Origin of the sequence: Photobacterium obscurum (assembly GCF_026191635.1) — a bacterium.
GTDB lineage: Bacteria > Pseudomonadota > Gammaproteobacteria > Enterobacterales > Vibrionaceae > Photobacterium > Photobacterium obscurum.
The window spans coordinates 1-17869 of sequence record NZ_JAKRRW010000005.1 but is presented as its reverse complement, the minus strand read 5'-3'; the positions used below and the strand labels follow the sequence as shown (position 1 = coordinate 17869).

The following is a 17869-nucleotide window of genomic DNA, read 5'->3' as shown; positions in this document are numbered from 1 at the left end:
GTCGGCAAGCGAGAATAAGACAGCTCTGAGGGATAGTTGAGACAGCCCTTGGCAGGGCTGCCCGAGAAAACATGGGGGAAGTTAGTTCAGCAATTGTTCCAGCGTTAGTGGGGATGACGTTAAGCCCATCTGCTGTGCTGGTGTCAGGCCAGAACGGTCCTGACGGCACAAGTTATGCCATGCTCGGTATATATCGAGTAATGGCAGTAAGCCCGCAGGGCGTAGCTTACGGCGGGGTTCATCAACTAGCTGGGCAAATTGGTCATGGAATCGGCTTTGATAGGCACTGATTGCATCGTGTGATGCTAACTCGAGCCATTTCTGTTCATTACCTTTTTCACCGCCGAGGTGACAAATTCCTTTGCTGATATCACCATGTCGGGTGAAAGCCCAGCGATCTCGCCACCAGCCCATTAGTACAATATCAATTCTTCCGGCTGACTGACCATGCTGCCAGCCATTGTCTTCTTCAACGTATACGGGATGAATTGTCTTTTCTTTAATACGCTCCATGAATACCGAAATACAGGCCGAGCGCAGCAAAGGCTCCTGAGGCATGAAGATTGAGAGAGACTCGTTATACTCAAGCATCTGGGCCAGGTGTAGGTAATGCGCATACACCGTATATTGCGGACGAATGAGACAGCCTTTCGCCGGGTAGTTAATCCGAGGCATATTCGTGAGCGGATCCTCTAGATTAGGACGAGATAGAACCTCTCTGTATTTGGTATCGACTCGCGCGAGTATCCCTTGGGGCGCCGGCGGCGGTACTTCTACCAGTCTTGCGCCAGGAGGCGCCATAAAGCGCGTCCCATCCACATAGGGGTCATGGTGCTCGCTTGGATGCTCGACATCAGCTTGTTGATAGTTGACATGCTGGCCGACCACATAGCCCGATGTTGCCTCGCAACTGGCAATCCAGTTAACCCCGTTGCTGCTATTAGGCTGTAACGGGATGATGTCTGAAGCGAGTGACAAGGTCTGGGCATGCTTGAACAGGCGAGCATCAAACATAGACAGTTGACGACGGCACCGACTGGCAATGTGAGAAAGCTGATCGTAAAAAGACTTCGGGTTCATGCTCAGGCGGCGGCAGATATCCCTGACGGAATAACCGGTAAAAAGCAGTGCCAGTAATTTTTGCTGAACCAGGTTCTTACTATTGAAGCCTGACCAACGATCAACGAAAGTGGCTTGGCAGCATTTACAGCGATAACGCTGGCGATCGCCACTATAGCCAAATGCGTGGTAAAGGTGACGATGGGTTAGAACCGGTAGTCCAAGGTTTTCACAGTCGGGATTACTGCATGCTGGTAAGCCGCTGCTCTGCATAATCTTGAGGCGAGAGACTTCATCGACGACATCGTTGTTATTCAGAATTGGCGGGAAGGCACCACATTCGCGGCAGACAAGAGTCGGGCGCTTGGGGTTAGTACGCTGAAGAACATAATGATGCTTATCTTTAGAGCCAAAATTGCAGCAACTGACTGTTTTGCAGTGATTAAGCTGAAGTTGACCGCTAGCTGGAGGCAACAAGGTTTCATTGCTATCGGAGTGAAGTTTTTTCATCATATCAGCCTAACCTTATCCTTGTGCCTGAGCAATATGTGCGGAGTTCAATATCCTCACATATGAAGGGGGTAGGGAGTGGTACTGAATAAAAGGAACCGGCCTTTTATTCAGTACTTAATTAGATGCCACAATTATACAGATATATAACCTAGTCCGCGTGAGAACGTTATGCCTTAATGGCCAGCCCTCAATCAAATTGTGTAAGACGCCACATTTTACAAAATATTGAGCTGCAACTACGCTCGATATATGCATCTTTGTGAGCACTAATTTCCCTAGTTTTCACTAATACCAATACAATTTAATGGTAATCATATTGGTATTAGCACTAGCTAAATAAGTAAGTGGCCAGCACATCGGGGAACACACCAGCCACTTTAATTAATTAGATGTTGATAGCGGTTTCAAGCGCAACATTCATCATCTGGTTGAAAGACTTCTGACGGTCTTCAGAGCTTAGTTTCTCGCCACGCTTGATGTGGTCAGAAACTGTCAGGATAGTCAGTGCTTTTGCACCCAGTTCAGCAGCAACACCGTAGATACCAGCCGCTTCCATATCCACACCTAGCATGCCAAGTTGTTCCATTTTGTCGAACAGGTCAGCTTCTGGGCTGTAGAAAAGATCTGCAGAGAATACGTTACCAACACGAACTGGTACGTTTTGCAGACGAGCTTGGTTTACAGATGTTTCCAATAGGTGGAAGTCAGCAATCGCAGCAAAGTCGTGATTGTTGAAACGGATACGGTTCACTTTAGAGTCAGTAGATGCGCCCATACCGATGATTACATCCATCAGTTTCACATCGTCATGTACTGCACCACAGCTACCTACACGGATAACATTCTTCACACCGAAATCTTTGATTAGCTCGTGTACGTAGATAGAACATGATGGGATACCCATACCATGGCCCATTACAGATACTTTTTTACCTTTATATGTACCTGTGTAACCGAACATATTACGAACGTCACAAACAAGCTTTACATCTTCCAGGAAGTTCTCTGCGATGAATTTTGCACGTAGTGGATCACCAGGCATTAGGACTGTTTCTGCAAAATCACCAAGTTCAGCATTGATATGTGGGGTAGCCATAGCTCACTCCTAGGAATTTGTTAATAATTAAATACGGGGGAATCAAGAGAAAAAACGTTCAACAATAGTTTGGTATGCAATACCACCTAAGTAAACACCGACGATACCCATAATGCCTGGCAGTACAGGTGGCGCTGGCAGCGGAAGTTTGATGGCTGAAAAAAACAAGCCAACAATTAACCCTGCAAAAACAGCAAGCAGAATCTCGTTCATGTGTTTACCCTCTATGTGTTGCATATTGTTGTCACGGCTAATTTAGGCTGCTCTTTATTGGCGCCTTTTACTGTTGCCGTTTGATGGGGTTAAGTGTAAGGAACGCGGTCTTTTATTCTCGCGATCTTGATCACAAATTGTTTCCCCATTATCCAAAAATAGCCCCTTGATTACCAATTCTGTTGAAAATGGGAGGGAAACCGTTTGCTTAAAAGTTGTTATTAATTAGGTTGTCAATTCAAATTTCCCACATTAAATCTATTTTTTTCAGCATGTTATCTGTATTTTTTGGATCAGATTAACAATTGTATACAGAGTGAAACACTAGGTACCAATATGTGATCTTGTAATGGATTTCATGGCTGTTTTAGCCAAAAAGGAATAATTAGGCAGTTTTATATGTTCATTATGTCTTTAGATTTTCTTGCCTTCCGTGAGAGTCGCTAAGCAGCATGTAAACGATGATTCTTCAGTGAGGGCTTGCACGAAATTTAGCTAACGAATTGGTATTAGTGGAATTTGTCGTCTAATTGTAAATGGTGATAAGAATAAGTTCATCACACAGGTTATACCTGAGTAATTGAGGTGGGCTGGGTGTTTTTAACGAGGGATTGTGGCTATGAAGAAGCGTTTGTTATTTACGCTGCTGGCGCTGATGGCATTACCAGCGAGTGCTGATATTTTGGGAGTATCGGTTGGGGCGAGTGCGGGGGCTGCTCGTCTTGATTTTGATGGAAACAGCGAGTATGGCTTTGAGTATGGGCTGAATGCGACTTACCAAATTAACGATATCTTTAGTGTAAATGCCGGGGTAGTACAGGGTAGTGCTGAAGTCGATTCAGATCTAAGCGAGGCGGACAATGATATTGACTACACCGCTTTTCCGATCACGGTTCGAGGTGACATTCCTTTGCTAATTGGTAGTTTATATGCCAAGGCGGGGACAAATTACTACGATGTTGATATTGAATCTCAAGGCATTAAGAACAGTGATGATGGCTGGGGGTTTACTGGCGGAGCTGGTTTTGTCCTAACAATTATTCCGTTAGTGGATTTGAGCCTAGGTTATGAATACCGTGATATGGGGGATGTAGAAAATAACGCAGTCATCCTGGGGGTCGGTGTCGGCTTATAGTTATCATTACTTATAACGGACTAAGTGCCGCCGTGAGGCGGCATTTTACATATTGGATTCAAAATACCGATGGTTCAGGTTATGTTAAGTAAAAAAAGCAATGAATTAGCTGAAATTCGAATCGGATCAAGGTAGCCACGAGGATATTCATTTACGATACCTTAAAAGTGGTAGATGAATATATCGGAGGGTGGCCATGACGAACTATGAGCATTATCAGGCAACAGTAGAAAGAGTAAATGCCACTATTCTCCGTGATATTACTGTCCCATGGAAAGTCAAGTATCAGCCGTTTGGTAATCTCGCTACTCTAGAATCTAATGAACAGTTGTTGTTTATGGTGGCGCCAAGTGGCACGGTGAGCCAACGGTTACTGCTTCCTCCATCTTTAGCGCAGAAAATTTGGCCTGATAATGAGCCGGTAAATCGATTGGTTACAGAATATGTAGTGCGCGGTGCGGCGCGATTGGCCCCGTTGCGTCAGCCGTCTTATCGGAACAATTTCCCTCACTGGCTAGAGCAATCCCTCCAGCAGCTACATTACCTGGTTTCGTCAAAAGAACAGTTGTTGCAGGTAATGGAAGACTCTCACTATCCTTTTCCGAGTAAAGTCAAAATTGAAGGCAGCTATTTGCCCTGTTGGGTCTGGTATCAAAAAGATGGTCAATCTGCTGTATCGGTGATTGATCGACGTACCGGTTTGTTCAGCAAGCCTCGCTCAGTTGACCACAATCAACTTGTGGACAACGAAAAGTGGTTAGGTGCTCAGGTTATTGATTCTGTCGATGAATCGATTGAAACCATTACCTACTATGTATCTGAACTAATCAAAGGGCAAAAGCAACCAGATAAAGATGAGCCGACTTTGACGGATGCTATTCATAATCCTTGTTCATCGACATTAAGCCCAGTATTTAGTGTGGCACTGACGATGGGAGTTGTGGCTGGCTTTTTTATTATTTTGAAGATGTTCCTCGGCTTTTAGGATCCCATAACTCGTTATTATGACATCTGCTGTCTGTTCTTCCGGAACAGGCTCACTTGTGAGAACAACATTACTGATCAGGTTATTATTCTCCTCGCTGCGTTAACCGGGTAATGGTACCCGTGCCTCCAATTTACTCCCCAAAAGACTCAAAACTTGTTTTGTTCTCACATTAATATGCGGCGGGCTGCATATTAATGTGAGCATTGGATCGCTTGTCTCTATTACTCACATTACTCTCTTGTGTGTATTCGTCCCCATTAAGTTAATTCACCTGATCCATCTATAGAGCAGTTGAATCATTAACTGTTTCTGTCAGGTATAAGGAGATACCACAATGATAAGTAAAGTGATTAAGTTAAGTTTGCTGGCATCGGTAATTACCTTGGTTCTAGCAGGCTGCAACGATAGTGATAATTCAGATGAGCAGGTGACTAGCGGTAGGATCTTATCTCCGGCACCAACCAATGCCACGGAAGATATATCGTTTCAATACCAGGTAGATGTTGGTGGGTTAGCAACGCCTGAATTTTCGTTGAACAATGCCCCTGAAGGGATGACGGTATCTGATTTAGGCTTGGTTCAGTGGACGCCTATAGAAGGGGTTCTGACGTCTGGCGAAGTGACTGTGGTGGTGAAGTCTGGTGATGAAACAGTAACTCAGACGTTTAAGCTGACAGTTACTCCTGTTAATGATGCTCCTGTTGTAACGGTGGTGGGCGATCAACAGGTTGATTCCGGCGAGACTCTGATCTTGCAGTTGGGAGTGGCAGATCCGGATGACGAAAATAACGGTACCGATCTTCGTTTCGAAAAAGTTGCAGGCCCTGAGAAGTTAACTGTCAGTACAACCGGGGAAATTAGCTATACCTCGGCAGTAACCGCTTCACAAATAGGTAATGTCACGGTTCGAGTGTCTGATGGCGGCGAAGATAATGCTCAGCCGGCTGAAGTGACATTCTCACTTGATGAAATCTATCATCTGATCATCTCGGGCACGTTAGCAGATTATTATAATAATGACGTGATTGCTGGCGGTAAGGTGAAGTTGTCGGCGAATAATGTCGTGGCTTTTGAAACAGAAAGTGATGAAACCGGAGCCTATAGCGTTGCTATTGCTGATCGTTTATTGGCCGAGCGGATGACATTGTCTGCCGATGCGCAGGGTTACCGTGAGGGGGCGGTGACAATCCGTCCTGCAGAAATAGCGCTACCGCAAAAAATCCTGTTACCGCCTGTACATGGCTCAGTGGTATTTGAGCCAACACAGGCGCAGCAACTTAAAGTTGAAGACCAGGTGTTGGTATCACTGCCGGCTAATAGTTTGGTTGATTCCCAGGGCAACGCTGTCACCACTGCGGTGACGGCAGAACTGAATATTATTGATTCAACAATGGATATTCATCTGATGCCGGGTGAAATGGTGACCCGGGATGAAAATGGCGAGATATTGCCGATAGAGTCATTCGGCGCAATAACGGTGACCTTTGCCGATGAAAGTGGTGCACCTCTGCAACTGGCGGAAGGCCAACAGGCTGATATTCGTATCCCGGCAACAGGAATTGCCGCTCCAGCCGTTATTCCTCTCTATTATTACGATCCGATACAGGGAATTTGGATTGAAGAAGGCGAGGCCACATTAGTTTCGGATGTCAACGGTGATTATTATGCCGGTACGGTTAGCCATTTTACCACCTGGAATGCGGACCGAATATACGAGACAGTCTATATCAATGGCTGTGTCGAGAATACAGAGCAGCAGCGTATTGCCAACGCTCGGTTGCAGTCAGAAGGACTGGACTACAACGGTCGTTCGACGAGCTACTCGAATAGTGCTGGCGAATTTTCTATCCCGGTCAGAATGGAAAGTGAAATTTTATTGTCAGCCCGTTTGGGCCAGCAGAGCCGAACACAGACCATCTCGACGCTAACAGAAGATATAACGCTTGATAGCTGCCTGTTGTTGGATACGGCCTCGACCCAAATTACTTTGCGCTGGGGGGAAGCACCGCGGGATCTGGACTCTCATTTTTTCGGGCCTGACGGAAATGGTAGCCGCTTCCATGTGTATTTCAGCGCTAAAGAAGCCGTTGTGAATAACGAGCGGATCTTCCTTGATGTCGATGATACGGATAGTTATGGGCCAGAGGTCGTATCTTTATTTGAGTATCCTCTCGCTGGGAAGTATTCCTATTATGTTCATAACTACTCGAATGAAATATTGATGGACAGAACGACAACCAATGTCAGGCTGGCGATTGATGGCCAGGTAACGCCGTTCATGGCCCCCGTTGAACAGCCAACACGCTGGTGGCATGTATTTGATATCGAAGTTGCCGAAGGCAAGAGTTTTGAGGTGGTTACCGTTAACCAGTGGGTTGAGTCACCAGATCAAAATCAGGTCGTACCGCAATCATTCAGCGTTACGATGCCATCAATCTTGCAGCGATTTGTCGAGAATAAGTATTACGCAAAGTAAAGCTGCGGGTTTATCATTGGTCTGGAGAAAAAAATCGGCTAAGATCGGCGCTGTGTTTTACCGTTGGTGCTGGGTTATGCATAACTTAACGTTGTTATCTGAAGCTGAAAAAAATCGAATTGAATTAGACAAGCAGGCTGCTTATGCCGTGTGGCAGGTCAAAAATGCCAAGAAAGGCTATGAGGTGTTTGCTGAGCTGAGTAACAATATTGAAGATGACGATGACCGAGATTTTTTTAATCGCGCGGTAAGCAAGTATAAAACCCAGATGGGTGTTGCATAGTTCCAAAAAGCTGCCAATGGCAGCTTTTTTGATCTTGAAGACAGTAATACTGCGTAGCAGGCCGGTAGGGAGTGGAGGCAGGTACAGGGTATGGCGTTTTTACCAAGGCCTATAAGGTCTTTGGTTTTGCTGACTAAATCATCAATATTAGCCGTGAAGTTCATGATTCTGAGGCATAATACGCGCCTTTTTCGATGCGGTCTGGTATCTTACGTAAAGAGATAATCAGAAAAGCAGCAATGGTTCCCTGACCTTGATGTTCTGGTTCTAATAGTAGGTAACATATCGGTGTCCGCAGTATAGATAGAGCTTGTCGTAAGCTTGCTGCTAGCGAGAAATACCGCCGGTACAGAAGGAAGATGAAATGAGTGCGAGCAAGAAGGTCCTTGTTGTTGATGACGATCAGGAGATTCGCGAGCTACTGGATGAATACCTGACAAAAGCAGGTTTTACGGTAACGACCGCTGCCGAAGGCGAGGAAATGAAACGTCGCTTGGCGATGGGTTACCCCGATCTCATTTTATTGGATGTAATGATGCCGGGTGATGACGGATTCACCTTATGCCAGTACATTCGTAAAACTTCTGATGTACCCATTATCATGCTAACGGCAGTTTCTGACGAAATGGATCAGATCATTGGCCTGGAACTGGGTGCCGATGACTATATTGCAAAGCCGTTCAGTCCACGGCAGCTGATGGCGAGAATCAAAGCCTTGCTGCGCCGGGTTAAGCCAACTGAGACCCAGCAGGCTCCCTCGACCCCAAAAGCAATTCGTTTTGCCAACTGGCGTCTGGAAACGACATCTCACCGACTGTTTGATCTGGAGAAAGGTCGTGACTATGAACTCTCGGGCAGTGACTTTTCTCTGCTGATGCTATTTCTGACCCGCCCGCATGAAGTGCTGGATCGCGATACGATCTCCTTTGCGACCCGTGGCCGCGAGGCACACCCATCAGAGCGAGGTATTGATGTGCAGCTTAGCCGCTTGCGCCAGCGTTTGGGAGACAAGGGGACACAGCAGAGATTGATAAAAACCATTCGTGGGAATGGCTACTCCTTCAATGCCGAAGTCACTTACGAAGAATGATCTAGCGCTCCTGACGTGACAGAAAAAGGCATCGTTCATGAATTGGAAAAAATGGTGGCCCAAATCGCTTTTGGCGCGCACTCTGTGGTTTACGTTATTGGCGGTGTTTCTGGCCCAGATGATCGCCACCATTATTTGGTACGGGCAGTCTAAACAGCGTGACTTGGAAGGTCTGGAGTCGGCATCGTCAAGTATGGCGTCTATGTTTGCATCAACGGTTACCTTCTTTCAGTCGCTGCCCCTCGAATATCGCCATATTGTTCTGGATCAGCTGCGCAATATGGGCGGAACCCGTTTCTTTGTATCGTTCAACGAAGAAGAAATCCTCATTGATCCAATTCCCTCCTCGCAGATGAAAAATACTGCCGTCAGGGTTTTTGAAGAGGTGTTGAGCGAGAAGTTGCCGCGGCTAGATGTTATTCGAGTCGAGTTTTCTCGTCCGGAAACCCTGCACGTTCTGAAGAACGATATCCTATTGACGGATCTGCCGCGTTCATGGGCGCACTATACCTTGAGCCTGGAGCCGTTTAACCCGCCCATTTTAGTTGTGCAGTTAGAGCTGGCGACAAACGAATGGCTGTACATTGCGGCCTTATTACCTTCGCCTTATGTGACGCTGGAAGATGAGATTATTACCGGGCAGCAGGTGATTTTCCTGGTCTTTATCACGACACTGCTGCTCGTTTTCACCTATTTTATGATCCGCCGTCAGACCAAGCCGTTAAAGCGCTTGGCCAATGCCGCCAATGCGCTCAGCCTCGATATCTACCAGCCTCCACTGGTCGAAGAAGGAGCCAGCGAATTGGTAACGGCGACACAGGCGTTCAACCGAATGCAGCTAAGATTGCGACGTTATATCGATGATCGCGAACATTTGTTTTCCGCGATTTCCCATGACTTGAAAACTCCTATCACCCGGTTGCGCCTGCGGGCCGAACTGATCGATGACGAAGCGAAAATCGATAAGTTTAACCGCGATCTTGATGAGCTCGAAATGATGGTTAAAGGGGCCTTGCAGACGGTAAAAGATACCGATCTGCATGAAAACCTGATTCAGGTTGATCTGTCTGAAATGCTGCGCAGCATTGCCGAGCGGCACAACAGCAAGCAGATCAAAGTTCATTTACCGAATACCCCCATTGCCCCGATGACCGGTAAACCGTTGGCGTTGAAGCGCTGTTTGAGCAACCTGATTGACAATGGTGTGAAGTATGGTCATGAGGTTAACATCATTGTTTCAGATGAGCCCGATTCACTGATATTGATCATCAAAGACAAGGGACAAGGTATCCCGGAAGAGTCGTTGGAGGCGGTATTTGAACCTTATTTCCGAATTGCCAAAGATGACGAAGGCCATGGGTTAGGCATGGGCATTGCCCGCAATATTATTCATGCCCACGGTGGTGATATGACCATTCACAACGCCAAAGAAGGCGGTTTGGAAGTCAAAGTCTATATTCCGCGTCTATTGAAAGAGTAGATAGCTTTTTTTAAGAGCAAGATGATGAAAATGAAACAGACTGTTACCGCACTGATGCTTGCACTGAGCTCGAGCGTAGTTCTAGCTGGTGAAGTGGAAGTATTGCACTGGTGGACATCCGGCGGCGAAGCTAAATCTGTCTCGGTCTTAAAGGGACTGATGGAGGAGCAGGGCAATAGCTGGAAAGACTTTGCGATCGCTGGTGGTGGTGGTGAAAGTGCGATGACCGTACTGAAAACTCGCGCGGTTTCTGGCAACCCACCTTCTGCTGCGCAGATTAAAGGTCATGATATTCAGGAGTGGGGCAAGCTGGGTTTTCTGACGGATCTGAGTGATGTGGCCAGGGCTGAAAACTGGGACAGTGTCCTTCCAGAGGTCGCGACCCAGACCATGAAATATGAAGGTGACTATGTTGCCGTGCCTGTGAACGTCCACCGTGTAAATTGGCTGTGGGTAAATCCTGAGGTACTGAAAAAGTCAGGGGCGAAAGTGCCGACGACGTTGGATGAGTTTTTTGCCGCAGCCGATAAAATCAAGGCGGCAGGCTTTATTCCGTTAGCCCATGGTGGTCAGACATGGCAGGATGTCACATTATTTGAAGCGGTAGCCCTTGCGGTACTTGGCCCTGAAGATTATCAAAAAGCGTTTGTTGATTTGGATATCGATGTTCTGTCAGGCCGGAAGATGACCGAGGTATTTGTCCAGTTTCGTCGAATGCGAGATTATATCGATCCGAATTCCCGTGGACGTGACTGGTACTCAACCACCTCGATGGTGATAGATGGTGAAGCCGCCATGCAAATCATGGGGGACTGGGCAAAAGGTGAGTTTGCGGCGGCGGGCAAAGTACCAGGCAAGGATTATCTGTGTGTGGCGGCTCCCGGCACGCACGGCCAGTTTACCTATAATATCGACAGTTTTGCCTTCTTTAAGTTAAGCGATGAAGCAAACCGCCAGGCACAAAAAGACTTGGCGAAGACGATCCTTGATAAAGATTTTCAGGAAATTTTTAATCTCAACAAAGGTTCTATCCCTGTTCGTCTAGATATGGATATGAGCAAGTTTGATCAGTGTGCGCTCGATTCAATGGCCACCTTTAAGGCAACGTCAAAAAGCGGTGGTCTGGTGCCAAGTGTTTCTCAGGGGCTAGCAACAACCAGTTATGTGCAGGGAGCGATTTTTGATGTGGTGAGTAACTTCTTCCATGCCAAATCACCGGATCCCGAGAAAGCCGCCAGCAAGCTTGCTCGGGCGGTAAAATCCGCAATGTAAATTTGGTTGGCCTCAGGTCGCGAGGCCGCCTATTCATACCAAGCTGAACAATTATCAGGCCTATCGCTAAGCCTTTCTCAAACGCTTATATATACTTATATCCAAACAACATATATCTGACCATTTAATGGTATAGATAATTTGCGCTATACCGGAGTGGAGGGGGGATAGAAAATGAAGCTACTTTTTCTTGTTCGCCATGCAAAATCTTCTTGGGATGATCCAACATTGGATGATCACGAGCGGCCGTTAAACTCAAGGGGGATGAAAAATGCCCCGGAAATGGTGCACCGCCTCAATGCCTGGCAAAGCGGCCCTCAGTTGATTGTATCCAGTTCGGCGTTGAGAGCCGTTCAAACGGCATGTTTTTTTTCTCAAGGGCTCACTGGGCAGCCAAAGTTGGAGACCCGAGCCGAGCTCTATACCGAATCGGCTTTTGAACTTTTCGATTTAATTAAGGAAAGTTCAGCTCAAGTTGATCGCTTAATGATGGTGGGTCACAACCCGGCGATTAGTGACTTGGGTAATATGCTGGGGCTGGCGACTGATAATATTCCGACCTGTGGGGTGGTCGTTTTTGGTTTTGAAGTTGATTGCTGGCAGGCCATTGCGAGTGAGCAGGCATCGACGTTTTACTTTGACTTCCCAAAGCGGAAAAGCTTTAAACCAGAGCAACGTGAAGTTTAATTACACTATGCGGTTGATATTTAAGCATTCAGGCTGAATTGTTATAGATGCTGCTTTACAACCGAAATGAGGCTCTGTATTATCCGCCGCACAAAGGAGAGATGGCTGAGTGGTTGAAAGCACCGGTCTTGAAAACCGGCATACGTTTGTAGCGTATCTAGGGTTCAAATCCCTATCTCTCCGCCAAATTAAAAATGAAGAAAGCCGTTGATTATCAACGGCTTTTTTTGTATCTGGGCATTGCAAGCATCCACAATAGGATTGACTGAGACAATGTACCTATTCCGCGCTGCAAATTGTACCTACTACACTCGTATCTGCCTGCCAAAATCCTTAAAAGACAGAGGCTTCCCGTTTGACATCAAGGTTTCGCTCCTAACCAAGTGTCGTGCCGAGGCTGTAGAACGTAACCTTGAAGTCGCCCGAACCCTACGCCCGCTGGTTGCCGGTGTTCGGCCTGATGAAACCGTGGCTGACTTTAAGCGCTTGGTTGACCAAACTATCAACCAAATCCGCATCGGTTTTACCTCCCCTGATAAGACAACAGTTCCTATTCGGATAGCCAGCAAAGCAAGCGACGTTGAAGCATCGAAGCCGCCACCGGGTATCACATTAAGTGAAGCTTTATCGCAATTTATCGCTTCGAAGGAAAAAGAGTCGGTGCGACCACTAACGGTAAAACAGCTTAAACAGCGCATAGAACACTTTATTACCTCTACCAAAGCGACAACGGTGTTTCAGGTTACCAGCGCAGAGGCACTCGTGTATCGGGATGTCTTGCTAGGAGAGGGGCGCAGCCATAAGACGAACAAGGAATATCTATCGGCTGTTTCCCAGTTTTTTAAGTGGTGCAAGCTGATGTGCTATACCACGGTCAACCCCTTTACGGGTATTCCGATGGCTAAATCGTCGAGCACTGGCGATGGTTCAGCGCGGAAGCGCTGGCAAAAACACGAATTAAAGCGGCTGTTTCAGTCTGCTGAGTTTAAAGCAAAGGATGCCGCGTTCAAGTGGGTGACCCTCCTGATGTTGTTCCACGGCCTCAGGCCTTCGGAGGCATGTCAGTTAAGGGTTGAAGATATTTGTGATCAAGATGGCATGACCTGTATCCGTGTCAGTTCAGAAGGGGGTGAGCAGCGTGTCAAAACCGACAGTTCATACCGTCTTGTTCCGGTGCATACCAAGATTTTGTCATGGGGATTTCAAGATTATGTGTCTGAACTAAAGCAAGCAGGCCAGACACAGCTATTTTCTTACATCCCGTTAGGGGAGAACAAAGACTGGTCTCGCCAATATTGCCAACAGCTTGCGAGATTGCAGAATAAAATCGGTATGAAAGCGGGACAGCGACCGACTGCTTATTCGTTTCGGCATACCTTTGTTGATGAATTGAAACAACAAGAGGTAGATGAAAACATCGTTGCCCAACTGGTCGGCCATAAAAACCAAAAAATAACCTTTGGTCGCTATGGAAAAAAATACAAGCTCAGTGTGTTAAAGAAGTACCTGGAGTTAATCAACTATGGCGCTGATTGTACTGTGGATTTTTGACGCGCCTTATATGAGAATATGTATAACCAATTGTTTTGATTGACAAAAAAGCATCAAATATTAGCAGCTTAGTATGTATTTGCCCTTTGGGGCGTGTTAGCTTGTGACCAAATAATGATGAAAAGCGGCTCGAACCGCGGAGGTCACCAATGGCTCAACACACTTTTGCAGATTATGCTGCGCAATACCTCGCAGAGCGCCAATTTGAGGTAGCGCCTTCTACCCTGAAATCCGTCAAATCCAAAGTAAAAAACTTGGTCCGGCGCTTTGGCAACAGGCCGATAGCGGCCATCAGGCAATCCGATATCAAAGCCTGGAAAATCAAGGCGCACAAGAAGTTTGCCAACAAAACGATTAATGAACATTTCACTGTGCTTCGGGCTATTTTTAGCAGCGCTCAATGCGATGGCGTGATTGTTCGCAACCCCATGGACGGCCTGAACAACTTAGCGGTTGAAGCCACCGAGCCTCTGCCATTTACCAAGTCAGAGCTAACCCTGCTGGTGGAAGCGCAAACCAAATACCAAGGTGAGCAGAACCTGTGCCTGGCCAACTGTGCAACCGGCTTACGGATTAGCGAGTCGATAGCGTTGGACTGGGATTGCGTCGATTTTGAACGCCGTCAAATTGACATCAACAAATGCAAAGTGCTCGGTGGGTATAAAGTACCCAAGACCGCCTCCTCACTGCGGACCATTGAGATGAATCCGCATGTAGTGGGTATTTTAAAGCGGCAATATCTGCTGACAGGTCATCTCAGGCCCAGACGGATAAAAGTGTTACAGGCGGATAATAAAACCTACAAGACCCTGTATGTACGCCATGTATTTCTGAATACCAAAACCGGGAACCCCTTCATTGACTCGCGGCAGTACGCCAAAAGCTTTTTTACCCCTTTCTTGAAGGCGCTGGACATTAAGCACCGGGGGCCGAACCAGCCCCGCCACACTTTCGCCAGCCATTGCCTCACTGCGGGGATAAGTAAAGAGTGGGTTGCGCGGCAACTTGGTCACGAAGATACCACTATGGTGGATAAACATTATTCCCGCTGGCTGAAGGAGGATGCCCCTAACTATGCAGGCCAGTTTTATGAATGCATGAATGATGTCTTTGGCGTTGTCGATAACCCTGTTGAGGAAACCCTAAGTCAGTCCGTTAGTAAAGCAGCACCCTCATTGCCAAACCGCTCCTCCGAAACCTCACTGGGCCTGGTTGGACAGTTATTGATAGCCCTGGAGCAAAATCCGGCGTTGGCCAGCACACTTCAGCAGGCGTTGAACCTGTCGGGAGGTGCGCATGACTAGTTTTTTGATTTTGGCCGGAGACAGTCTCGACATGGGCCGCGCCCAAAAAGGGCGACGGATGTTTAACCAGCTAAGCTATCGTCTCACTTTTAGCTGCGCAAAAGATGAGACGACAGCTGCTGGCAAGGGAGCCCCCTTGACCCCGAATTCGGCCCCCACCTATACAGGAGGTGGGGCATGAAAACCATCCATGTCTTTCACCGCCATTTCAATCCCGATACGACGGGCAAGGGGATTGCAATAATCGCCAAGATACTGGGCCACACGCTGCGTATCCTCTCCCAAAAGGCTAAGCCGCCGGAGTGGGATGAATCGCTGGCGAAGGAAAATTTGCTCTGGTTTAACGGCGAAACCAAACCGCTAGATGACTATAGCTTAGAGCAAAAACAAGCCATCTTAGCCGCGATTATGCCAGCCCCAAAAGTGAAGAATCAGTCGCGACTAAAGACCCGGCGTCGGCAACTCAAAGCCAAAATTAAAAAGGCGATGGAGGTTGAACGTCAAAAAGGCCATGAGGATGCGGCCGAATTGCTGCGGGAGCTCTGGACGACATCCGATAATTGCCCGATTCCTGCGGGAAAAGTAGCGCAATTGGACATGAAAACGCTGGCGCGTCATCAGCAAAAAATGGGCACGGTCAGAAAGTTTGTTGATGTGCATAACAAACTGACTGGAGCCAGGCCCAACCAGAATGCCACATACCTTCAAGAGGGGATAATTAAAATCCCTCACCGCTGGAACGTAGATAACAAAACCATTACGCCGCAGGACTGGCTGGACTTTACGGAAAAGTTCCTCACGCACTATTTTCCGACATACCCCATCCACGCCATGGCGGTGCATGCTGATGAGCGACTAAAAAATGAAGAGACCGGTACGCATTGTCACTACTTCCTGTCTGGGCAAGACAGTGTTTTTGGCAACTGGGATTTACTCAAAACCCAAATTGAAGTAGTTAATCAGTATGTCCGCGAGCAGAACAAGCTGCGTGCTGAAAGAGAAGAGAAGGAGGAAGAGCTGCTTCCGGAAAACTGTGTGCTCACACAAGCGCAAATGGTGCTGCACGGCGAGCGGTTGCAAGCCATGTTTCGTGACTTCATCAACGAACACCTGCTGCACAAACGAGGGTTTCATGCAGAGATTGCTCCCGAAACCGAGCGCCAATCTGAGGAGGGTAAGAAAATGAACCGGCAAGTAAAAATGCCCAAGTCCAAGCGCAGCCATAATTACGCGACCCGCAAATGTGAGCTGGAAGAAAAGCGGCTGGAAAAGCTGAAGATGGCAACCAAAGAGGCGGCCAGCAAGCTTGCTGAGCTTGAAACAGCCAATGAGCAGTTAGCGCGTGAGTATGCCGGGAAACAGGAGTTATCGGCGCAACTTGACCACGATATCGCCAAGAAAAAAGAAGAGGTTGCTGACCAAGAGCAAGCCATCAAGACACTTGATTTTGAATATTGTCGCTTGAGCACAATGAAGTCAAAACTGAAGGGGGAACTAAGAGAGTTGCTGGGTGAGATGATTCGCGAGGCTTATATAGGTGTGGCGTACCAGCAGCGCGGCCTGGTGCATCAGGCTAAAGATTACTTTCAGCGCCTGGCAGAGCAATTAGATAGCGAATTGTCGCTGGATTTACAGCCTGTGGTGCACAGCATTATCCATGCCGTGGGCGATGAGCCATGCGACACAAGTCCTGAGGATTGTGATGTGGGCTATGACTAATCTGCTAACAACAGAGAAAGCCGTTTCTTTCGTTACTTTCTTTATTTCTTTCTTCTGTTTCTTACTTACTTTCTTCAGTGCACCGGAGGTGTGTAATGAGTGAAACTCAAATTGGCCGGACACCTGAGGTGTCCGACGAAGTGATTATTCGTGCCGGCAATGCCTTACTGCAACAAGAGCGCCGGGTTACGGGCTTTGCACTGCGCAAGGCTGTAGGCAATAAAGGCGATGCCAGTCGATTGCTTCGCGTTTGGCAGGCGTACCTAAGTGCTCAAGGTAATGAGCAAGAAACTGTAGCAGCTGATTTACCCACCGAGCTCTCAGAGGCGCTATCATCGGTTAACCAAAAGCTGATACATGAATTGCATTCCATCGTCCAACGGTTAAATGGCATAGCAATTCAAACAGCGGAGTCGCGTGTGGCGAGTGCCGTTAACCAGGCAAATGAGCGGGAACGTGCCGCTGAAGCCGAGGTTCGCGATGCAATGAAAAGGATTGATGATTTGGAGGCGCAGCTGTCTTCGCTGTCACAGGCACGTACAGGGCTTCTTGCAAAATTGCAGCAGCGAGAGCAAGAAAATCAACAAGCCAGTGAGCAACTCGAAGCATCCGTCAATGCACTTAATGACACCCTCAGGCAACTTCATGAGGAGCAGCGTCAACATGAGCGGCTGGCTCAGCACAATGACGCACTGGAAGCAGATTTGGACAGCGTTCAGGAACACTATGGTGAGCTTAAGGCAGACTTTGCAGCAAAAGAAAAAGAGCTGGAAATGTTAACCATGCAGCTGGAGGTCGTTTCGGAAGAGAAGGTAAGGTTGTTAAATGATCTGGTTTCTTTGGCTGCAAAGTCACAAGAAGCCTCTCTTGAAAATTAATCTTTACAAGATTAACTGAATCAGGGTAGATGTAATCATGTGGATTAGTTGAGATGTTACGAGTCAACGTTTAAATTACGACTCGACCAGATCTTACAATTGCTTTAAAACGTTTTTGCCCCTTA

General features: G+C 47.3%; 15 protein-coding genes and 1 tRNA gene. 13 read left to right on the top strand and 3 right to left on the bottom strand.

The window, feature by feature from the left end; all coding sequences use genetic code 11:
- Positions 1-81: 81 nt before the first annotated feature.
- The 3 genes from MD588_RS08080 to MD588_RS08070 all read right to left on the bottom strand — a co-directional run bounded on the left by MD588_RS08080 (position 82) and on the right by MD588_RS08070 (position 2881).
- Complete coding sequence (locus tag MD588_RS08080; RefSeq protein WP_265696571.1) at positions 82-1572, bottom strand: lactate dehydrogenase; 1491 nt, start codon at positions 1570-1572, stop codon at positions 82-84.
- Positions 1573-1957: 385 nt separating this feature from the next.
- The gene (gene deoD / locus MD588_RS08075) at positions 1958-2668 is read right to left on the bottom strand and encodes a purine-nucleoside phosphorylase (RefSeq protein WP_265696570.1); all 711 of its coding nucleotides are present in this window, start codon (positions 2666-2668) and stop codon (positions 1958-1960) included.
- 42 nt (positions 2669-2710) lie between these two features.
- On the bottom strand, positions 2711-2881 hold the full coding sequence (locus tag MD588_RS08070; protein WP_265696569.1) for a XapX domain-containing protein: 171 nt from the start codon (positions 2879-2881) through the stop codon (positions 2711-2713).
- A gap of 619 nt (positions 2882-3500) precedes the next feature.
- Here MD588_RS08070 and MD588_RS08065 point away from each other — a divergent pair.
- The 13 genes from MD588_RS08065 (at position 3501) to MD588_RS08005 (ending at position 17744) form a co-directional block, all read left to right on the top strand.
- A complete protein-coding gene (locus MD588_RS08065) occupies positions 3501-4016 on the top strand; it encodes a porin family protein (protein WP_265696568.1) in 516 nt (171 codons plus the stop codon).
- A 196-nt stretch (positions 4017-4212) separates the two neighbouring features.
- The gene (locus MD588_RS08060; RefSeq protein WP_265696567.1) at positions 4213-5001 is read left to right on the top strand and encodes a hypothetical protein; all 789 of its coding nucleotides are present in this window, start codon (positions 4213-4215) and stop codon (positions 4999-5001) included.
- Positions 5002-5338: 337 nt separating this feature from the next.
- The gene (locus MD588_RS08055; RefSeq protein ID WP_265696565.1) at positions 5339-7480 is read left to right on the top strand and encodes a YfaP family protein; all 2142 of its coding nucleotides are present in this window, start codon (positions 5339-5341) and stop codon (positions 7478-7480) included.
- Positions 7481-7556: 76 nt separating this feature from the next.
- Positions 7557-7763, top strand: coding sequence for a DUF3283 family protein (locus tag MD588_RS08050; RefSeq protein ID WP_265696564.1), 207 nt, complete (start codon positions 7557-7559; stop codon positions 7761-7763).
- A gap of 364 nt (positions 7764-8127) precedes the next feature.
- Positions 8128-8853: a response regulator gene (locus MD588_RS08045; protein ID WP_265696563.1), complete on the top strand. Its 726-nt coding sequence runs from the start codon at positions 8128-8130 to the stop codon at positions 8851-8853.
- A 37-nt stretch (positions 8854-8890) separates the two neighbouring features.
- On the top strand, positions 8891-10333 hold the full coding sequence (locus tag MD588_RS08040; protein ID WP_265696562.1) for an ATP-binding protein: 1443 nt from the start codon (positions 8891-8893) through the stop codon (positions 10331-10333).
- Between the two features lie 24 nt (positions 10334-10357).
- Positions 10358-11605, top strand: coding sequence for an ABC transporter substrate-binding protein (locus MD588_RS08035; protein WP_265696561.1), 1248 nt, complete (start codon positions 10358-10360; stop codon positions 11603-11605).
- Between the two features lie 174 nt (positions 11606-11779).
- Entirely contained in the window at positions 11780-12292 is a 513-nt protein-coding gene (locus MD588_RS08030) for a SixA phosphatase family protein (RefSeq protein WP_265696560.1), read from the top strand.
- Between the two features lie 95 nt (positions 12293-12387).
- Positions 12388-12478 (top strand) — tRNA-Ser (locus tag MD588_RS08025).
- A gap of 87 nt (positions 12479-12565) precedes the next feature.
- Positions 12566-13843 (top strand): site-specific integrase, encoded by a 1278-nt coding sequence (locus MD588_RS08020; protein ID WP_265696559.1) that lies wholly within the window; start codon positions 12566-12568, stop codon positions 13841-13843.
- Between the two features lie 149 nt (positions 13844-13992).
- On the top strand, positions 13993-15147 hold the full coding sequence (locus MD588_RS08015) for a tyrosine-type recombinase/integrase (RefSeq protein ID WP_265696558.1): 1155 nt from the start codon (positions 13993-13995) through the stop codon (positions 15145-15147).
- Positions 15148-15324: 177 nt separating this feature from the next.
- Positions 15325-16866, top strand: a complete 1542-nt coding sequence (locus MD588_RS08010) for a coiled-coil domain-containing protein (RefSeq protein ID WP_265696557.1) — start codon at positions 15325-15327, stop codon at positions 16864-16866.
- A gap of 95 nt (positions 16867-16961) precedes the next feature.
- Positions 16962-17744 (top strand): DNA-binding protein, encoded by a 783-nt coding sequence (locus tag MD588_RS08005; protein WP_265696556.1) that lies wholly within the window; start codon positions 16962-16964, stop codon positions 17742-17744.
- Positions 17745-17869 lie beyond the last annotated feature (125 nt).

Excerpts from the sequence above, each read along its gene's own strand:
- MD588_RS08080 (WP_265696571.1), bottom strand. The coding sequence starts at position 1,572 with ATGATGAAAAAACTTCACTCCGATAGCAATGAAACCTTGTTGCCTCCA.
- deoD (WP_265696570.1), bottom strand. The coding sequence starts at position 2,668 with ATGGCTACCCCACATATCAATGCTGAACTTGGTGATTTTGCAGAAACA.
- MD588_RS08070 (WP_265696569.1), bottom strand. The coding sequence starts at position 2,881 with ATGAACGAGATTCTGCTTGCTGTTTTTGCAGGGTTAATTGTTGGCTTG.
- MD588_RS08065 (WP_265696568.1), top strand. The coding sequence starts at position 3,501 with ATGAAGAAGCGTTTGTTATTTACGCTGCTGGCGCTGATGGCATTACCA.
- MD588_RS08060 (WP_265696567.1), top strand. The coding sequence starts at position 4,213 with ATGACGAACTATGAGCATTATCAGGCAACAGTAGAAAGAGTAAATGCC.
- MD588_RS08055 (WP_265696565.1), top strand. The coding sequence starts at position 5,339 with ATGATAAGTAAAGTGATTAAGTTAAGTTTGCTGGCATCGGTAATTACC.
- MD588_RS08050 (WP_265696564.1), top strand. The coding sequence starts at position 7,557 with ATGCATAACTTAACGTTGTTATCTGAAGCTGAAAAAAATCGAATTGAA.
- MD588_RS08045 (WP_265696563.1), top strand. The coding sequence starts at position 8,128 with ATGAGTGCGAGCAAGAAGGTCCTTGTTGTTGATGACGATCAGGAGATT.
- MD588_RS08040 (WP_265696562.1), top strand. The coding sequence starts at position 8,891 with ATGAATTGGAAAAAATGGTGGCCCAAATCGCTTTTGGCGCGCACTCTG.
- MD588_RS08035 (WP_265696561.1), top strand. The coding sequence starts at position 10,358 with ATGAAAATGAAACAGACTGTTACCGCACTGATGCTTGCACTGAGCTCG.
- MD588_RS08030 (WP_265696560.1), top strand. The coding sequence starts at position 11,780 with ATGAAGCTACTTTTTCTTGTTCGCCATGCAAAATCTTCTTGGGATGAT.
- MD588_RS08020 (WP_265696559.1), top strand. The coding sequence starts at position 12,566 with ATGTACCTATTCCGCGCTGCAAATTGTACCTACTACACTCGTATCTGC.
- MD588_RS08015 (WP_265696558.1), top strand. The coding sequence starts at position 13,993 with ATGGCTCAACACACTTTTGCAGATTATGCTGCGCAATACCTCGCAGAG.
- MD588_RS08010 (WP_265696557.1), top strand. The coding sequence starts at position 15,325 with ATGAAAACCATCCATGTCTTTCACCGCCATTTCAATCCCGATACGACG.
- MD588_RS08005 (WP_265696556.1), top strand. The coding sequence starts at position 16,962 with ATGAGTGAAACTCAAATTGGCCGGACACCTGAGGTGTCCGACGAAGTG.